15 protein-coding genes are annotated in these 18047 nt (G+C 69.2%); 8 read left to right on the top strand and 7 right to left on the bottom strand.

Annotation, left to right across the window (positions count from 1 at the left end; genetic code table 11):
• Window positions 1–33: 33 nt before the first annotated feature.
• Together ABEG18_RS13395 and ABEG18_RS13390 are read left to right on the top strand one after the other, a co-directional pair.
• Window positions 34–2385, top strand: a complete 2352-nt coding sequence (locus ABEG18_RS13395) for a glycoside hydrolase family 15 protein (protein ID WP_406853554.1) — start codon at window positions 34–36, stop codon at window positions 2383–2385.
• 130 nt (window positions 2386–2515) lie between these two features.
• The gene (locus tag ABEG18_RS13390; RefSeq protein WP_406853553.1) at window positions 2516–4201 is read left to right on the top strand and encodes an adenylate/guanylate cyclase domain-containing protein; all 1686 of its coding nucleotides are present in this window, start codon (window positions 2516–2518) and stop codon (window positions 4199–4201) included.
• A 7-nt stretch (window positions 4202–4208) separates the two neighbouring features.
• Here ABEG18_RS13390 and ABEG18_RS13385 read toward each other — a convergent pair whose 3' ends face one another.
• The 3 genes from ABEG18_RS13385 to pcaD form a co-directional block, all read right to left on the bottom strand.
• Window positions 4209–4394 carry a hypothetical protein gene (locus ABEG18_RS13385; protein WP_406853552.1) on the bottom strand — a complete coding sequence of 62 codons (186 nt, stop codon included), beginning with the start codon at window positions 4392–4394 and terminating at the stop codon, window positions 4209–4211.
• 103 nt (window positions 4395–4497) lie between these two features.
• Window positions 4498–5484 (bottom strand): ketopantoate reductase family protein, encoded by a 987-nt coding sequence (locus tag ABEG18_RS13380; protein WP_406853551.1) that lies wholly within the window; start codon window positions 5482–5484, stop codon window positions 4498–4500.
• A gap of 26 nt (window positions 5485–5510) precedes the next feature.
• A complete protein-coding gene (gene pcaD / locus ABEG18_RS13375) occupies window positions 5511–6287 on the bottom strand; it encodes a 3-oxoadipate enol-lactonase (protein ID WP_406853550.1) in 777 nt (258 codons plus the stop codon).
• A 310-nt stretch (window positions 6288–6597) separates the two neighbouring features.
• Here pcaD and ABEG18_RS13370 point away from each other — a divergent pair, with 310 nt between their 5' ends.
• The 4 genes from ABEG18_RS13370 to ABEG18_RS13355 all read left to right on the top strand — a co-directional run bounded on the left by ABEG18_RS13370 (window position 6598) and on the right by ABEG18_RS13355 (window position 11203).
• The gene (locus ABEG18_RS13370; protein ID WP_406853549.1) at window positions 6598–7743 is read left to right on the top strand and encodes an ABC transporter substrate-binding protein; all 1146 of its coding nucleotides are present in this window, start codon (window positions 6598–6600) and stop codon (window positions 7741–7743) included.
• Window positions 7744–7819: 76 nt separating this feature from the next.
• Window positions 7820–8695, top strand: coding sequence for a branched-chain amino acid ABC transporter permease (locus ABEG18_RS13365; RefSeq protein WP_406853548.1), 876 nt, complete (start codon window positions 7820–7822; stop codon window positions 8693–8695).
• The gene (locus tag ABEG18_RS13360) at window positions 8692–10467 is read left to right on the top strand and encodes an ABC transporter permease subunit (protein ID WP_406853547.1); all 1776 of its coding nucleotides are present in this window, start codon (window positions 8692–8694) and stop codon (window positions 10465–10467) included. Before ABEG18_RS13365 ends, ABEG18_RS13360 begins: the two co-directional genes overlap by 4 nt.
• On the top strand, window positions 10454–11203 hold the full coding sequence (locus ABEG18_RS13355) for an ABC transporter ATP-binding protein (RefSeq protein WP_406853546.1): 750 nt from the start codon (window positions 10454–10456) through the stop codon (window positions 11201–11203). Before ABEG18_RS13360 ends, ABEG18_RS13355 begins: the two co-directional genes overlap by 14 nt.
• A gap of 6 nt (window positions 11204–11209) precedes the next feature.
• Here the strand turns inward: ABEG18_RS13355 and ABEG18_RS13350 are convergent, their stop codons facing one another.
• From ABEG18_RS13350 to ABEG18_RS13340, 3 genes are all read right to left on the bottom strand, one after another.
• Entirely contained in the window at window positions 11210–11494 is a 285-nt protein-coding gene (locus tag ABEG18_RS13350) for a hypothetical protein (RefSeq protein ID WP_406853545.1), read from the bottom strand.
• A 110-nt stretch (window positions 11495–11604) separates the two neighbouring features.
• Window positions 11605–14283, bottom strand: coding sequence for a pyruvate, phosphate dikinase (gene ppdK, locus ABEG18_RS13345; RefSeq protein WP_406853544.1), 2679 nt, complete (start codon window positions 14281–14283; stop codon window positions 11605–11607).
• 266 nt (window positions 14284–14549) lie between these two features.
• Entirely contained in the window at window positions 14550–15134 is a 585-nt protein-coding gene (locus ABEG18_RS13340) for an HdeD family acid-resistance protein (protein ID WP_406853543.1), read from the bottom strand.
• Window positions 15135–15305: 171 nt separating this feature from the next.
• Between ABEG18_RS13340 and greA the strand changes: the two genes are divergently transcribed.
• The gene (gene greA / locus ABEG18_RS13335; RefSeq protein WP_406853542.1) at window positions 15306–15773 is read left to right on the top strand and encodes a transcription elongation factor GreA; all 468 of its coding nucleotides are present in this window, start codon (window positions 15306–15308) and stop codon (window positions 15771–15773) included.
• Window positions 15774–15821: 48 nt separating this feature from the next.
• On the top strand, window positions 15822–16508 hold the full coding sequence (locus ABEG18_RS13330; RefSeq protein ID WP_406853541.1) for a 4'-phosphopantetheinyl transferase family protein: 687 nt from the start codon (window positions 15822–15824) through the stop codon (window positions 16506–16508).
• Window positions 16509–16511: 3 nt separating this feature from the next.
• Here ABEG18_RS13330 and ABEG18_RS13325 read toward each other — a convergent pair whose 3' ends face one another.
• Window positions 16512–18014 carry a DHA2 family efflux MFS transporter permease subunit gene (locus ABEG18_RS13325; protein WP_406853540.1) on the bottom strand — a complete coding sequence of 501 codons (1503 nt, stop codon included), beginning with the start codon at window positions 18012–18014 and terminating at the stop codon, window positions 16512–16514.
• Between the last annotated feature and the right edge of the window lie 33 nt (window positions 18015–18047).

Below are 18047 nucleotides of genomic sequence, written 5' to 3'. Positions count from 1 at the left end.
GGGCGCTCCCGATCCCCGCACGAGGAGCACGCCATGGAAGCGCCTGGACAGCCCGGCATCCGGCCGACCTGGACCAGCAGCGCCAAGGACATGGTGGGCACGACCCTGGGGACCTCGCGCCTGTGGTTCACGGTCGGCTACGGCATCGTCAACGAGGTCTATTATCCTCGCGTCGACAGCCCCCAGATCCGCGACCTCGGCTTTATCGTCGCCGACGGGCAGGGCTTCTGGGCGGAGGTGAAGCGCTCGGCCGACTATGTGTTGACGACGCCCGGGCCGGGCGTTCCCGCCGTGAATATCATCCACCGTCACCCCCGGTTCGAGCTCACCCTGCGGATCGCGCCGGATCCGGAGCGCGACGTGCTTCTCATCGAGGCGAGCCTGACGGGTGACGCCGGGCTCAAGCTCTACGCCCTGCTGGCCCCGCATCTGGGCGGCACGGGCTTCGACAACACCGCCGACGTGTTCATGAACCGTGACGGCATCGTGCTGTGCGCCGAGCAGGGGCCGTTCGCCCTGGCGCTGGCCTGCGTCGACCCCGCCACCCAGCGCGACGCCTGGGGCAAGGCGAGCGCCGGCTATGTCGGGGTGAGCGACGGCTGGCAGGACTTCGCCCGCCACGGCGCGATGACCTGGACGCATGAGCGCGCCGGACCGGGGAACGTCGCCCTCATGGCGGAGATCCAGAGCCCGCAGGCGGTGCTGGCGCTGGGCTTCGGGCGGGAGAAGGACGCCGCGGCGACGCTCGCCATCTCGGCCCTGCTGCAGCCCTTCGATACGGTCTGGCGCCGGCACGTCGAGGATTGGGAGGAATGGCACGCGCGCAGCGTCGATCCGGAGCGCTGCCCCGGAGAATTCCGCGAAGCGCTGCATGTGGCCGCGATGGTCCTGCGCGCCCACCAGGACAAGACCTATCCGGGCGCCATGGTGGCGAGCCTCAGCATCCCCTGGGGCAGCAGCACGGACGATACCGGGGGCTACCACCTGGTGTGGCCGCGCGACTTGGTGGAGAGCGCCGGGGCGCTGCTCGGGTTCGGGGCGCTGGCGGAGGCCCGCAACATCCTGCGCTACCTGATCGCGACGCAGAACGCCGACGGTCGCTGGTCCCAGAACCAGTGGCTCGGCGGGCGGCCGCGCTGGTCGGGCGTGCAGCTCGACGAGATCGCCTTCCCGGTGCTGCTGGCCTATGCGCTGGCCGAGGTCGACGCGCTCGACGGCGTCGTGGTGGAGGAGATGGTGCGCCGCGCGCTGCGCTTCGTCGTCCTGAACGGCCCGTCCACGGACCAGGACCGCTGGGAGGAGACGCCCGGCGTCAACGCCTTCACGCTGGCCGTCGCCATCGCGGCCATGGTGTGCGGGTCGGAGCTGGCCCATCTGCGGCACAGGCGCGACATGCTGCTCCTGGCGGACGATTGGAACGCCCATATCGAGGATTGGCTCGCCGCCAGCGATCCGCATCTCACGGCCCGCCACGGCGTCTCGCGCTACTATGTCCGCTCCGCCCCGGCGGCCGTCATCGAGGATCCGGCTGCGATCGCCGATCCGGTCCCCGTGCGCAACCACACGGGCGAGTGCCTGACGCCGGCCTCCACGCTGATCTCGACCGACTTCCTGCAGCTAGTCCGCTTCGGCCTGCGGTCGCCGGACGATCCGGTGGTGCGCGACACCGTCCTGCTGGTCGACGCCATGCTGAAGGCGCAGACCCCCTCCGGGCCGTCCTGGTACCGCTACAATGGCGACGGCTATGGCGAGCACGAGGACGGCGCGCCCTATGACGGGGTGGGCCGGGGCCGCCCGTGGCCGCTCCTCACGGGAGAGCGGGGGCACTACGCCCTGTGCGCCGGCGACCTGGAGGAGGCCAAGCGTCTCCTGCGGGCCATGATGGCGATGAGCGGTCGATGCGGGATGCTGCCCGAGCAGATCTGGGATGGCGAGCCTGTAGCGCGGGCGGGCTTGCGCGCCGGCAAGCCGTCGGGATCGGCGATGCCGCTTGTCTGGGCCCATGCCGAATTCGCCAAGCTGGCGCTGTCCCTGAGCCGCGGGCGGCCCATCGATCGTCCGGAGGCCGTCTGGCTGCGTTACGAGGGCCGCAGGCCCGTCGCCGAGCGCGCGCACTGGACGCGCAAGATGCCCGTGGGGACGATGCGCGCCGGGCAGAGCCTGCGCTTCATCTTCGACGAGCCCACCCTGATGCATTGGGGTCTGGATGGCTGGACCCAGCCGCGGGACGCCTCGAGCGCGCCCGGACTGCTGGGCCTGCATGTCGTCGACGTCGACCCCGAGGCGCTGGCCGGCGCCGAGCGGGTCGACTTCTCGTGTCAGGATGTCGGAACGGGCCGGTGGATCGAGACCGACCGCAGGATCCGGATCGAGCGCCCGAGCTGACGGTCTACACGCGTTGTGCGCCCATAGGATGTAAACTCGTCATCCGCAACTTCCCTTCGCGGGCGCGAACGGCTACCTTCCCCCGGTCGGATCGACGCAGGGCGGACTCTTGGATCGCCATCAGCTCATCTTGCAGGAAATCGCTTTCGCGGCGGCCGCCATGGCGCAGGCGGAGAATTGGCGTCACGGGATCGACGAGTTGCTGGCCCGCCTCGGCCGGGCGGTGAATGTCAGCCGCGTCTTCCTGTTCGAGATCGATCCCACGCCCGACGGCAAGCTGGCCCATACCTGCCGCCACGACTGGAGCGCGCCGGGCCTGCCCAGCCTCGGCGGGTCGCCCCGATACTCCAAGGAGGTGATCGAGGACTACGATCCCACCTTCGACGAGTGGATCGCCAGGCGCCGGCGCGGGGAGCTCATCCGCGGCCATACGCGCGATCTCACCGGCGTGCTGCGCGAGGACTTCGACTTTCAGCAGATCGTGTCCTTCATCTCCATCCCGATCCACATCGACGGGGTCTGGTGGGGCCATCTGGGGTTCGACGACTGCGTGGCGGAACGTGACTGGGCCACCGAGGAGATCCATCTGCTGCAGACCACCGGGGCGCTGATCGCGGCCTCGGCGGCGCGCGAGAAGACGGCGCGGTCGCTGCGCGCCATGGAGGCGCTGCGCGCCGCCATGATGGACGTGTCGCTGGACTGCATCCTGATCACCGACGGCGGGGGCCGGGTGATCGACGTGAACCCGGCCTTTGAGGCGACCTTCGGCTGGACGCGCGCCGACGTCCTGCGGCGCAGCATCGGCTCGCTGCTGTTCAACGCCGACAGCGGCGCGGACTGGCGCGAGCTCTTCGCCAAGGCCTCGCGCAGGGGCGGCGCGCGCGGACCGGCGCTGCGCATGGAGACCACGGCGCCGCGCGCCGACGGCCGGCTGTTCCCGATCGAGCTCACCATGGCGCGCATCGACCGCGAGGATCGCGGCATGGTGGCCATTTTCGTGCGCGACCTGACCGCGCGCCACCAGGCCGAAGCGCGCCTGAAGGAGATGACCCAGGAGCGCGCCAACCTGGCCCGCTTCTTCCCTCGCAACCTCGTCGAGCATCTCATCGAGATCGACGTCCCCCTCTCGTCGGCCAAGACGCAGGCGGCCGCGGTCATGTTCGTCGACATGGTCGGCTTCACGTCCTTCTGCGAGGAGCGCGCCCCCGACGAGATCATCGCGGTCCTGCGCGAGATGCTGGCCATCGCCTGCCGCATCGTCTTCCGGCACCAGGGCACGATCTACAAATTCACCGGCGACGGCCTGATGGCGGTGTTCGGCGCGCCGATGCGCGGCGTGGCCGACGCGTCGCGGGCGGTGTCCTGCGCCATGGACCTCCAGACGGAGGTCGAGGCGTGGAACCGGTCCCCCGATCGGCTCGGCGCGCCCATCGAGGTGGCCGTGGGGGTGCACTATGGCGACGTGCTCTTCGGCGACGTGGGGGCGGAGGACCAGCTCGAGCTCGCCGTCCTGGGGGACACCGTCAACATCGCCAGCCGCGTCGAGGGCTATTGCCGGACCTTGCAGAGCTCCGTTCTGATCACCGAGGCGACCTGGTCGAAGATTCACGAAGAAATGCGGTCCGACATGCTGGCCCGCTTCACCGATTTCGGCTCGCACCTGCTGCGGGGCCGGCACGACCGCATCCACCTGTATGGGGTTCTGCGCCGCGCGCGCGACGAGAAGGCCGACCTCGATCTCGGGGAGGCCGACGCCTATGCATGGCCGCGACAGGCCACGTCGCCGATGCGGCGGACATTGCGTCCCATGCGCTGACGCGCTCTCAGGCGTGCTGGGCGGCGTCTCCGGCGAAGACGCGCTCGATCATCTCGCGCAGCCAGGCGGCCCGCTCGTCCAGCCGCATGGACGACCAGTCCGCGTCCCCGACCCCGACGTCGAACAGATGCCGGAGTTCGTCGCGCATGCTTTCGAAGATGATCTCTTCATGGTTCGATTCACAGATCGTCATCGGTCAACCCTGCTCCTCGAAACGAAGCTGCATTGAACCAAACCTTTGCTAGGTGACGCAAGAGGCCGCCGCGCCTGGCTTCTGTTGATAGCGTGGACAAGTTTCAGGTGCGGCCCGCCCGGACCGCCCGGTCCAATCCGCGCATGAGCGGCAGCACGACGTCGACCACCGGCGTGGCCAGCCCATGCGCCTTCGCGAAGGCGGCCGGCTGGCCGAGCAGGGCCTCGACCTCGGTGGGCCTCCCCGCCAGCACGTCCTGGAGCATGGAGGGGCGGCCGCCCCCCAGCGCGCCCGCGGGCCTGACGGCGGCCTCCACGTCGACGTCGGCGGCGAGGTCCCATCCTTCGGCGGCGGCGACGGCGAGGACCTCGCGGATGATGGCGGACGCGACCGCGACCAGGCCTTCGTCCTGGGCCCGTTCGCCCGCCGAAAGGCGGGTGAGGGCCGCCAGCGGGTTGCCGGGCGCGTTCAGGAGCAGCTTCAGCCAGATCTCACGCCTGATGTCGGCGCTGGCCCGCGCCTCCATGCCCGCCTCGCGAAACAGCGCCACGGTCCGGTCGAGCATGGGGTTGGGGCCGGCCTTCGGCGCGCCGAAGACGAACCGGCTCCGGGCCCGGTTCACCACCACGCCCGGCTCGACGATCGCGTTCGGCGAGTAGATGACGCCGCCGAGGCTGCGCTCCGGGCCGACGTCGCGCCACAGCGCTCCATCCGGATCGAGCAGCGGAAGCGTCGCGGGCGCATCGTCCAGCCCGTGCCGCCACCACCAGGGGACGCCGTTGCTGAGGAACGCCGCCGCACCGCCCGGCGCCACCAGCCGGCCGATCGCGGGGGCGCAGGAGGGCAGGGAGACGGCCTTGAGGGTGACCAGGACGAGGTCCTGGGGTCCGAGCGAGGCGGGATCGTCGGTGGCGAGCGGCGTCTCCACCGTGAACGCGTCCGTGTCGCTCTTCAGCGTGAGCCCGCGCCGGCGCATCGCCTCGAGATGGGGCCCGCGCGCCACGATGGCGACCTCGGCCGTCGACGCGCGCAGCAGATGCGCGGCGATGTTGCTGCCGACGGCGCCGGCCCCGAACACACAGACTTTCATCCTCATTCCCCTTGCTCGACCCGGCGTCAGCCGAGGAATTGGGCGACGGCGGCCGTGAACTCGGCCGGGCGCTCGACGTTCGACAGATGCCCCGCGTCCAGCGTCACCATTTCGGCGCCCGGGATGGAGGACGCGATCAGCGCGCCGTCGGCCGGCGTCGTGGCGGGATCGCGGGCGCCGACGATCACCAGCACGGGCCTGTCGATCCCCTTGATGGCCTCGCGCTGGTCCATGTCGCGGATCGCCGCGCAGCAGCCCTGATAGCCCGCCACGGGCGTACGCAGCACCATGGCGCGCATCCGCGCCATGACGGCGGGCGCGCTTTCGCGAAAATGGGCCGGGAACCAGCGCTCCAGCGTCGCCTCAACCAGCGCCTCCATGCCGCCGCGCTCGGCGGTGCGGATGCGCCCGTCCCAGAGCGCGGGCGGCCCCATATGGGCCGCCGTGTTGGCCAGCGCCGCCCTGTCGATCCGGTGCGGCGCATGGGTCAGGAGCCATAGGCCCGTCATGCCGCCCATGGACAGCCCGCACCAATGCGTCTGTTCGATTCCCAGCGCGTCCAGGACGCCCAGGGCGTCGCGGCCGAGCTGGTCGAAGTCGTATTCGGCGCGCGGCGCAACGCTGGCGCCGTGGCCGCGATGGTCATAGCGGATGACCCTGTAACGCCGGGACCAGGCCGGGACCTGATCGTCCCACATGCTCAGGTCCGAACTCAGCGAATTGGAGAGCATCAGGGCAGGGGCGTCCGCCGGGCCGTCGACCCGCACATGAAACGTCTCGCCCTGGATCATCAGCATCGTCATCGTCGGTCTCGCGGCGCGCGGCAGGATAGCAGCACCGGGCGCGCCGGAGCCAGCGCGGCCGCCGGCTGGTACGTCTTGCCGAATGTCACGTCCGTCTCCGGCGGACGCAGCCCGGCAGGGCGCAATAGATCAGGGGCCATTTCAATCGGGATGAGCGGCGCTTGAGGTCTTCGAAGACAGATGGCGCCTAAACTGTGATCAACGGGCCCTGTTCCTTCATTTCGCCCGTGGACAAAGCGGCGTTCGGCATCCTCTAATGCATCCAACGTCGAATGACGCCGCGAAGCCGGCGCATCAGGGAGGGATCGAGATGAAGGTGACCAGGCGCGTATTCACGTCGGGACTTGCGGCCGGGCTCGCCGCGCCGGCGCTGCTTCGCGGAGCGAGCGCGCAGGGCGCGACCGTGAAGGTCGGGCAGGTGGTGCCGATCACGGGGCCCGCCGCGGAGGCCGGCAAATACGCGATGGCGGGCGCCAAGCTCGCGCTCGAGAAGGTCAACAAGGCCGGGGGCGTGCTCGGCAAGCAGATGGAGATCGTCACCGAGGACGATCAGACCACCAATCCGGGCGCGGTGCTCGCTTTCTCCAAGCTCGCCACCAACGCCGACATCGTCGGCTTCATCGGCTCCATCCGCTCCACGCAGATGCACGCGATGGCGCCGGACATCCTGAAGACCGCCAAGCCGACGATGTTCGGCGGGACCGACCCGACGCTCACCAAGCTGGGCAATCCGTGGCTGTTCCGCTGCCGCCCGAACGACAGCTATTCGGGCCGCGTCATCGCGGAGTTCGGCGTCAAGGAGCTGAAGCTGCAGAAGTGGGGCATCGTGCATTCCACGGACGCGTTCGGCACCAATGGCATGAAGGCGCTGGAAGGCGCGCTGAAGGCCCTCAACATCACCCCGGTGGTGATCCAGGGCTACGCCAACCAGTCGCAGGATTTCACCCCAGTCGTGCTGGCGCTGAAGCAGGCCGGCGTCGACATCATCTCGTCCTACTTCACCTTCGAGAACGACCTCGGCATCTTCGCCCGGCAGCTGCGCCAGCTCGGCGTCACGGCGCCGTGGGTGGGGTCGCCGTCCATCGTCAACGTCACGGCGCTGAAGCTCGCCGGCCCGGCCCTGTACAACACCTACGGGGTGGCCGACTACGCCGAGGATTCCAGCCCCGAGGCCAAGGCCTACGCTGACGCCTACCGGGCTGTCATGAAGGTGAACCCCGACAACCAGTCGTCCTGGTGCTACGACGCCGTGACCCTGCTGGCGGCCGCCATCAACAAGGCCGGCAAGACCGACCCCGCCGCCGTGCGCGACGCGATGCTCTCCATCAAGGGGCACAAGGGGGCCGAGGGCGAGTATAATTTCGACCAGAACGGCGACGGCCTGCACGGCTACAACGTGGTGCAGAACAAGAGCGGGAACATCGTCTTCGCCAAGCACATCGAGTTCAACGACTAAGTCCCCCATGGTCCCGTCCGCCCGATGGCGGGCGGGACCATGACGGCGCGCCGTTCGCGACATTCCCGGGGGCCTCATGGATCTGGCTTTTCAATTGCTCTTCACGGGCATCGGCATCGGCTCCGTCTACGCGCTCGTGGCGCTCGGGTTCGTGCTGATCTTCCGCGCCACCAACGTCGTCAACTTCGCGCAGGGCGAGTTCTCGATGGTGGCGGCGTTCCTGATGGTGATCTTCGCCGTCGACCTGGAATGGCCCTACTGGCTCTCGTTCCTGCTGGCGTTGGCCGGCATGGCGCTCTACGGCGTCATCTTCAATCTCGGCGTCTACTACCCGCTGCGGCACCGCACCTACCTGCCGGTGATCATCTCCACCATCGGCGCGTCGATCCTGGTCGCCAACACCATGCTGGCCCTGTACGGGCCGCAGCCGCAGGTCCTGTCGCCGGTGTTCGAGACGCCGGGCTTCAATATCGGACCGGTCTATCTCGACAGCCAGTATCTTCTCATCATCGCCGTCACGGTCGTGCTGGTGGCCTTCCAGTACTGGTTCTTCGAGCACACGCTCCTGGGCAAAAAGCTGCAGGCCACCTCCCAGGACAAGGAGATGGCGTCGCTGCTGGGCATCCCGGTCGCGACGATGATCATGATCACCTTCGTGTATAGCGCGGTGCTCGGCGGGCTCGCCGGCATCCTGGTCGCGCCGATCCTGTTCGTGTCGATTCAGATGGGCGGCACCATCGCCCTGAAGGCGTTCGCCGCCACCATCATCGGCGGCTTCGGCGACGTGGCGGGGGCGATCATCGGCGGGCTGGCGCTCGGCGTCATCGAGACCTTCGGCGCGGCCTATATCTCGGTGCCCTACAAGGACGGCTTCGCCTTCCTGGTGCTGGTGCTCTTCCTCGTGTTCAGGCCGCAGGGCCTCTTCGGCGAACGGGTGGCGGAAAAGGCATGACCAGCATCACCCAACCCGCTCCCGCGTCGCGCCGGCTGCCGCAGCTCGGGCTCCTCGCCTATGTGGCGCTGGCCGGCGTCATGGTGTTCTACGCGGCGACCCACGCGTTCGACGGCTACATCACCAACATCCTCATGCAGGCGGCCACCTACTCGGTCGCCGTGATGGGGCTGACGGTGGTGCTGGGCCTGTGCGGCCAGATCAACCTGGCGCAGGCGGCCTTTTTCGGGCTCGGCGCCTATGCGGTCGGGCTCGGCACCGTCGATTACGGCCTGTCCTACTGGGTCTGCGCGCTGCTCGGACTGGCGCTGGTGCTCGCCGCCGGGGCCTTCCTGGGCGCCTCGACGCTGCGCCTCGGGGGCCATTACCTGGCGATGGTGACGATCAGCTTCCAGCAGATCGTCACGCTGGTGATGACCAACTGGATTCCGGTCACGCATGGGCCGGACGGCGTCTCGCGCATCGCGCGGCCGGGCCTGTTCCAGTCGTCGCAGAGCTATCTCGCCTTCTGCGTCGCCGTGCTGGCCGTGGTCGGCTACATCGTCTGGCGCCTGCCGGCTTCTCCGCTCGGGCGGGCCATGCGGGCGGTGCGCGACAACGAACTCGCCGCCAGCGTCGCCGGCATCGACGTGCAGCGCACCAAGGTGACGGCCTTCGCCATCTGCGCCCTGCTGGGCGGGCTGGGCGGCGCGCTGTTCGCCGGCGGCTTCGCCTATGTCAGCCCGGATCAGTTCTCCTTCGCCGAATCCATCGTGTTCCTCACCATGGTGCTGCTGGGCGGCGTGGCGTCGCCCATCGGGGCGGTCGTCGGCACGGGGCTCCTGATCCTGATCCCCGAATGGCTGCGGTTCCTGAAGTCCGTGCCCGGGCTCTACCTCGCCATCTATGGCCTCGCCGTGATCCTGATCGTGCTGTTCATGCCGGACGGGATCTGGGGCTGGATGTCCAACTTCACCCGACGTTTCCACCGCGCCGCGCCGGCGCGGGGAGAAGCGGCGGCGCTGGAGCTGCGCCAGTCGGCGGGACACGACGCCGACGTGCTGCGCATCGAGGGGTTGGCCAAGCATTTCGGCGGGCTGAAGGCGGTGGACGGCATCGACTTCGCCGTCCGGCGCGGCAGCGTGCACGCCCTGATCGGCCCGAACGGATCGGGCAAGACGACGACGCTGAACGTGCTCTCCGGCATCTACACGCCCACCGCGGGCCGGATCGTGCTCGACGGGACGGACATCACGGGCTTGCCGCCGCACCGGCGGACGATCGCGGGGCTCGGGCGGACCTTCCAGAACATCCGCCTGTTCCGGTCCATGACGGCGGTCGAGAACGTGGTGATCGGGGCCGAGCATCCCGGCAACCCGGTCGAGAAGGCGCATCATGCGCTGGAGACGCGGGCCCGGGCGGCGCTGGCCTTCGTCGGGCTCGGCGACCGCGGCGACGAACTCGTGACTTCGTTCAGCTACGGCCACCAGCGCCTCATCGAGATCGCCCGCGCGCTCGCGGGCAATCCGACGCTCCTGCTCCTGGACGAGCCGGCGGCGGGCCTGAACTCCACCGAGAAGGTGGAGCTCACCGGCCTCCTGAAGCGCATCGCCGCCAAGGGCCTCACCATCCTGATCATCGACCACGACATGACGCTCGTCAGCGACGTGGCCGAGCACATCACGGTGCTGAATTTCGGCCGCAGGATCGCGGACGGCGACCCCGTGTCCGTGCTCAACAATCCCGACGTCGTCACCGCCTATCTGGGAAGCGAGCCCGATGCCGCTCATTGAATGCAAGGACCTCGTGGTCCGCTACGGCGAGATCGAGGCGCTCCATGGCCTGACCGTGGCGGTCGAGCCCGGGGAGGTGGTCACGCTCCTGGGCGGCAACGGCGCGGGCAAGTCAACCACGCTGCGGGCCATCTCGGGACTCGTGAAGCCGGTCGGCGGCGACATCCTGTTCGAGGGCCAGTCGCTGGTGGGCGTCGGCCCGGAGGAGATCGTCCGGCGCGGCGTCGCGCACGTGCCGGAGGGGAGGCGGGTGTTCCCCGGCCTCACCACCCGCGAGAACATCATGCTCGGCGCCTCCAACCGCAAGGGCCTGAGCAAGGCGCAGATCCGGCGGGAGGCGGACGATATGTTCGACCTGTTCCCGGACGTGAGGCCCTTCGCGGATGCGCTGGGCTGGACGTTGTCGGGCGGCCAGCAGCAGATGGTCGCGGTGGCGCGCGGCCTGATGGCCCGGCCGAAGCTTCTCCTGCTCGACGAGCCCTCGCTCGGGCTCGCGCCCGTGATCGTGCAGAAGGTCTTCGCCATCATCGCCGAGATCCGGCATCGCGGCACGACGGTGCTCCTCGTGGAGCAGAACGCCCGCATGGGCCTCTCGGTCGCGGACCGCGGCTATGTGCTGGAGACCGGACGCCTCGTGCTCAGCGGCAAGCCGGCCGAGCTTTGGGGCAACGAAGAGATCCGCGCCGCCTATCTGGGCGGCCACGCCCGCGTCAAGGCGACCCTGCCGGCGCTCTGACGGCTTTCAGCCCTGGGCGGCCCAGCGCACGACCGTATAGGCCAGCACGCCCGCCAGCACGCCGGCGAAGCGCGTCTCCGTGCGCAGGTCCGAAATACGGCCCGCGGCCACGGCCGGGCGGATCGCCACGTCGATGGCCAGCGACGCCAGGATCGGCCACAGGAAGGGCGGCACCACCGAGCGCTCCAGGTCGGGCCAGCGCGTCACGACCAGGCCCTGCGCCACGCCAAACAGCGTCAGCGCGGCCACGAAGGCGACGGCGGTCTTGTGGGCGAAGACAAGTCGGATCACGGCGCCTCGACGGACGATCGCGCCGCGATCGCCGCGGCGGTTCCCTCATAGCATGAAGGCCGGGCCCTTGAGGACCCGACCTTCGGCTTGGCTTGGCGTCGGCGGCCGGCTCAGGCCTGGCTGGCGGCCTTCACCCCGAGCGCGGCCTGGGCGGCGGCCAGGCGGGCGATCGGCACGCGGTAGGGCGAGCAGGAGACGTAGTCGAGGCCGACCTGCTCGCAGAAGGCGATCGAGGTCGGGTCGCCGCCATGCTCGCCGCAAATGCCGAGCTTGATGTCGGGCCGCACCCTGCGGCCACGCTCGACGCCGATCTTGACCAGTTCGCCGACGCCCTCGATGTCGAGCGTCACGAAGGGATCGTAGGGCAGGATGCCCTTGGCGGTGTAGGGGCCGAGGAAGCTCGCCGCATCGTCGCGGGAGATGCCGAGGCCGGTCTGGGTGAGGTCGTTCGTCCCGAAGGAGAAAAACTCGGCCGTCTCGGCGATCTCGTCGGCCTTCAGGCAGGCGCGCGGCAGCTCGATCATGGTGCCGACCTGGTAGTCGAGCGTGGCGCCGGTCTCCTTCTCGACCGCCGCCGCCATGGCGACGATGCGCTCCTTGACGATGTCGAATTCCGGCCGGCCCATGACCAGCGGAACCATGATCTCGGGGATCACCGGCGCGCCCGTGGCCTTCGCGGCCTCGACGGAGGCCTCGAAGATGGCGCGGGCCTGCATCTCGGCGATCTCCGGATAGGCGATCGCCAGACGGCAGCCCCGGAAGCCGAGCATCGGGTTGAACTCGTGCAGCTCGGCGGCGCGGCGCTTCAGCTTGTCCTCGGACGCGCCCATGGCGGCCGCGACCTCGGCCACTTCCTCGTCGCTGTGCGGCAGGAACTCGTGCAAAGGCGGGTCGAGCAGGCGGATGGTGACCGGAAGCCCGCTCATGATGGTGAAGAGCTCGACGAAGTCGGCGCGCTGCATCGGCAGCAGCTTGGCGAGCGCGTGGCGCCGGCCGGCCTCGTCGTCCGCCAGGATCATCTCGCGCACGGCGACGATGCGCTCGCCCTCGAAGAACATGTGCTCCGTCCGCGACAGGCCGATGCCCTCGGCGCCGAACTGGCGCGCCGTGCGGGCGTCGAGCGGCGTCTCGGCGTTGGCGCGGATCTTCATGCGGCGGGCCTTGTCGGCCCAGCCCATGAGGGTGCCGAACTCGCCGGAGAGCTCCGGCTCCAGCATCTTGATCTCGCCCAGCAGGACCTGCCCGGCGCCGCCGTCGATGGTGATCCAGTCGCCCTTCTTCAGGGTCACGCCGGCGGCCGTCATGGTCTGGCTGGCGTAGTCGACGCGAAGTCCGCCCGCGCCGGAGACGCAGGGCTTGCCCATGCCGCGCGCCACCACGGCCGCGTGCGAGGTCATGCCGCCGCGCGTGGTCAGAATGCCCTCGGCGGCGTGCATGCCGTGGATGTCCTCGGGGCTCGTCTCGACGCGCACCAGGATCACCTTGCGGCCTGCCGCCCTGGCGGCCTCCGCCTCGTCGGAATCGAACACGATCTCGCCGCCCGCCGCGCCCGGCGACGCCGGAAGCCCGGTCGCCAGGACCTTGCGGTCCGCGTCGGGGTCGATGGTGGGATGCAGCAACTGGTCGAGCGACATCGGGTCGATGCGGGCGACCGCCTCGTCCTGGGTGATCAGGCCCTCGGCCGCCAGCTCCACGGCGATCTTCAGCGCCGCCTTGGCGGTGCGCTTGCCGTTGCGGGTCTGCAGCATCCACAGCTTGCCGCGCTCGATGGTGAACTCGACGTCCTGGACGTCGCGATAGTGCTTCTCGAGCAGGCCGCAGATGCGGATGAACTCCGCATAGGCCTCCGGCATGGCGACTTCCAGCGACGGGCGGTCAGAGCCGGCGGCCTTGCGGGCCTGCTCGGTGATGTCCTGCGGGGTGCGGATGCCGGCGACGACGTCCTCGCCCTGGGCGTTGATCAGGAACTCGCCATAGAGCTCCTTCTCGCCGGTCGAGGGGTTGCGGGTGAAGGCCACGCCGGTCGCCGAGGTGTCGCCGAGATTGCCGAACACCATGGCCTGGACGTTGACGGCCGTGCCCCAGCTCGCCGGGATGCCGTGCAGCTCGCGATATTTGTTGGCGCGCTGGTTCATCCAGGAGCCGAACACGGCGCCGATCGCGCCCCAGAGCTGGTCCTTGGGATCCTGCGGGAAGGGACGGCCGAGCTCTTTTTGAACCGTCTCCTTGAAGCGCGAGACGATCAGCTTCCAGTCGTCGGCGCTGAGGTCCGTGTCGAGGGAATAGGCCTTGCGGTCCTTGTACTCCTCCAGGATGTCCTCGAAATGGTGGTGCTCCACGCCGAGCACCACGTCCGAATACATCTGGATGAAGCGTCGATAGCTGTCATAGGCGAAGCGGGCGTCGCCGGAGCTTGCCGCGATCGCCTCGACCGTGACGTCGTTCAGGCCGAGATTGAGGACGGTGTCCATCATGCCGGGCATGGAGGCGCGGGCGCCGGAGCGCACCGAGACGAGCAGCGGGTTGGCGGCGTCGCCGAACGTCTTGCCCGTCAGGCCGCCGACATGGTCGAGCGCCGCCTGGACCTGGCCGGAGAGATCTTCAGGGTAGGTCTGGCCGTGGGCGTAATAATAGGTGCACACTTCGGTCGAGATCGTGAACCCGGGGGGAACGGGGAGACCCAGATTGCTCATCTCGGCGAGGTTGGCGCCCTTGCCGCCCAGCAGCTCGCGCATGCCGGCCTGGCCTTCCGCCTTGCCGTCCCCGAACGTGTAGACCCACTTCGTCATTAGCCCCGTCCTTCAATGCCATGAAGTGCGCAACGCGGTGAACCCGCCTTGCGCTGTCCTTCGCCGTCGTGCGGCGATGTTCTGCGCCGCGCACGACCACGGCTAAGCGCGCGACTTCCCATTGCCCAGCTTCAGGCAAAACGCAATCACCCGTTGGTCGGCGCGCATCATCGGCCGACGCACCGGGTGACTGAAGCGGGGCGGAAAAGCCCGGTCCGCAACGCGCTCGGTTCCACTTGGTTCCGGCCCGCGACGCCCGCGGACGTCTAAGTACGGCGTCGCAAGGCCATCCCCATCGCAATCCAGCCCGTTCCGGCGAAGATCAGGTCGATGCCGAGGAACATGCCCAGCACGTAAAGGCTCGACACGGGCCAGTGCGCCAGGATCATCCCGCCCAGCAGGAGCGTGACCAGACCCGACAGCGCCACCCATCCCCAGGGCGCGCCCTCCTTCATCTGGAAGGCCAGGATGATGCGCACGATTCCGGACGCCACCAGACCGGCGCCCAGCATCAGCGTCAGCACGCTGGCGGCGAGCAAGGGGTTCATGATCGCGAAGACGCCCGCCAGAGCGTAGAGCGCGCCGAGGAGAATCCACAGGAAGAAGCGCCCCCAGCTCTTGGACGCGAAACCATGGGCCATTTCGATGGCGCCGCTGACCACCATCATGAAGCCGACCACCGTCACGCTCACCGCCGTCGCCATGACGACGCTGCCGAGCGCGATCAGGCCGCACAGGCTGATGAGGACGCCGACGGCGACGATCCAGCCCCAGCGGGACCGGAGCGTGTCGATGCCGCTGCGCAGGCTTGGGCCGCCATAGGCGGCATTGTCCGGGGTGGTGGTGCTCATGGGTCACTCCTGTTGCAATCGCGAGGTCTGGAGTGCGGCGGGGTGCGCCCAGTGTACTCTCTAAAGTTGTGGAACGCAGGGGGGTTCCGTTTCATTGTCTAGCACTGGCCGAGCGGCCGGGGGCGCGCGATCGTCCTTCGCACAAGAATAGGACCAGAGGGGAACCTGGGCATGAGCCGCGCCTTCGTGAAAGAGCAGGACGGAGGGGAAGCCTTCGAGGACCTGCCGGACCGCCCCGTCAGCCCGCATCCCAATCTCGTCACCCCCGAGGGTCTGCGCCAGATCGAAGAGGCCGTGGAGCGGCTGCGCCGCGAGCATGGCGAGGCCCAGGCCTCCGGCGACCGGGCCGGCGTGGCGCGGGCGGCCCGCGACCTGCGCTACTGGCAGCATCGCCTGTCCAACGCCGAGCTGGTGCAACCCTCGAGGGACCCGCGGACGGTGCATTTCGGCGCGACGGTGACGATCGAGCGCGACGACGGCCGGCGCCAGACCTGGCGCATCGTCGGCGAGGACGAGGCGGACCCCGCGCGAGGCACGCTTCCGCATGTCGCGCCGCTGGCGCAGGCGCTGCTGGGCAAGAGCGTCGGCGACATCGTCGAAGCCGGCCACGGCCAGGCCGAGATCGTCGCCATCGGCTGAAGCGAAACCGCTCGCGCGCGGCGGCCGATCTGGCACAGTGGCGGGGCGATGCCGACGCCCTCATTCCCTTTTCCGCCCGAGCCGCTCGTCGAAGGGCGCGTCCTCGTCGTCATCAGCGACATCGCGCTCTGGTCGACCGGCGCCGAGAGCCTCTCGCCGGAAGAGCGCATCCGCGCCGACGCGATCTCCCATCCGGCGAACGCGCGCGCCTTCGTGGCGGGCCGGGCGCTGGCCCGCACCGGCCTGGCCAGGCTCCTGGGGCTTGCGCCGGCGGACATCCCGATCGCCATCGACGAGAAGAGCAAGCCGACGCTCGCCCTGCCCACGCGGCTGCGCTTCAACCTCAGTCATGCGGACGAGCATGTCGCCCTCGCCCTCGCGCTCGGAGCGGAGGTCGGGGTGGACCTTGAGCCGACCGCTCCGCCGGATCGCGACGCCGTCGCCGAGGTCGTGATGACGCCGGCCGAACTCGCCGCCTTCCTGGCGATCCCGCCGGATGAGCGCGACGCCGCCTTTCTGAAGCTGTGGACCCGCAAGGAGGCCGTCATGAAGGCGGGCGGGACAGGCTTCTCCGTCGATCCGCGCCTCTTGACGGTCGGGACCGGCCCCATCCGTGGCCCGGTGGCGATGCCGGGTTTCGCCGCGCCGTTCGCGCTCGCGGACCTGCCCGGGCCGATCGCGGCGGCCGTCGCCCTGCACGCGCCGAGCGTCGAGGCGACGCTGCTGCGGGCCTGACGTTCAGTCCATCACATGGGTTTCGGTAGCGCCGCCGGCGGGACGCTTGGCGCCCTTGATGGCCAGGAGGAGCGGGAAGGCCGCGAGGCTGATGAACATCATCAGCTTGAAGTCGTTGCCGTAGGCCATGATGGCGGCCTGCTGCGTCACGAGCTGGTCCAGCAGCGCCCGGCCGGACACCGTGGTCCAGTCCATCACGGCCTTCACGTCCGGCATCTTCAGCGCGTCGTTGAAGGGCGTCAGGTGCTCCACCAGCTGGCTGTGGAACTGCGTGGTCTTGCTGGTCAGCTGGGCGATCACGACCGAAATGCCGATCGAGCTGCCGATGTTGCGGATCAGCGTCCAGAGCGCGGTGGCGTCGGTGCGCAACTCGCCCGGCAGCGTCGCGAAGGCGACCGTGTTCAGCGGCACGAAGACGAAGCCGAGGCCGAAGCCCTGCACGATGTTGACCATGTTGATGTGCATGGCCGAGGTGTTCGGCGAAAAGCCGATCATGGCCCACAGCGCCCAGGTGGAAGCCGAGAGCCCGATGAAGATCAGCACGCGCGGGTCGACGAAGCTCAGGAGCCGCCCCACCACCATCATGGCCACCAGCGTGCCGATGCCGCGCGTTCCCAGCAGCAGGCCGGAGGTGAGCACCGGGTAGCCCATCACGTTCTGGATGAAGGGCGTCACCAGCGCCATGGTGGCCAGGAGGATGATGCCGACGATGAACATGAAGATGACGCCGACGGCGAAGTTCCGGTCCCGGAAGATGTGAATCGGGATGAAGGAGCGCGGCGCCGTGAAGGCGTGCGACAGGAAGAAGTAGAAGCCGGCGCCCGCGATGACGGCCTCGGCCACGATTTCGCCGGAGTCGAACCAGCCCACCTGCTCGCCGCGATCGAGCATCAGCTGCAACGCGCCGATGCCGACCGACAGGGCGATGAAGCCGAACCAGTCGAAGGAGAGCCCCTTCTTGGCGGGGATCTCCTCCATGATGGCAGAGAGCCCGAGCACAGTGACGACGCCCACGGGCAGGTTGACGAAGAACACCCAGCGCCAGCTATAGGTCTCGGTGAGCCAGCCGCCCAGCGTCGGGCCCATGATGGGGCCGAGCATCACGCCCATGCCCCAGATCGCCATGGCCGAGCCGCGCTGCTCGGCCGGATAGGCGTCCAGCATGACCGACTGCGACAGCGGCACCAGCGCCGCCCCGAAGACGCCCTGGAGCAGGCGAAACAGCACCATCTGCTCGATGCTCTGGGCCGCCCCGCACAGCATGGACGCCACCGTGAACCCGGCGGTGCAGACGATGAACAGGCGCTTGCGGCCGAAACGGGCCGACATCCAGCCCAGCGGCGAGGTCATGATGGCCGCGGCTACGATATAGGAGGTCAGCACCCAGTTGACCTGGTCCTGCGTCGTGCCGAGGCCGCCCTGCATGTAGGGCAGCGCCACATTGGCGATCGTCGTGTCCAGCGCCTGCATGATGGTGGCCATCATGACGCAGGCGGTGAGGAGCATGCGCCGGGCGCCGGCTCCCGTTTTCGCCGGGGC

Origin of the sequence: Alsobacter sp. KACC 23698 (genome assembly GCF_045348435.1) — a bacterium.
Classification (GTDB): domain Bacteria; phylum Pseudomonadota; class Alphaproteobacteria; order Rhizobiales; family Beijerinckiaceae; genus Alsobacter.
This window is presented reverse-complemented; position numbering and strand designations above follow the sequence as displayed.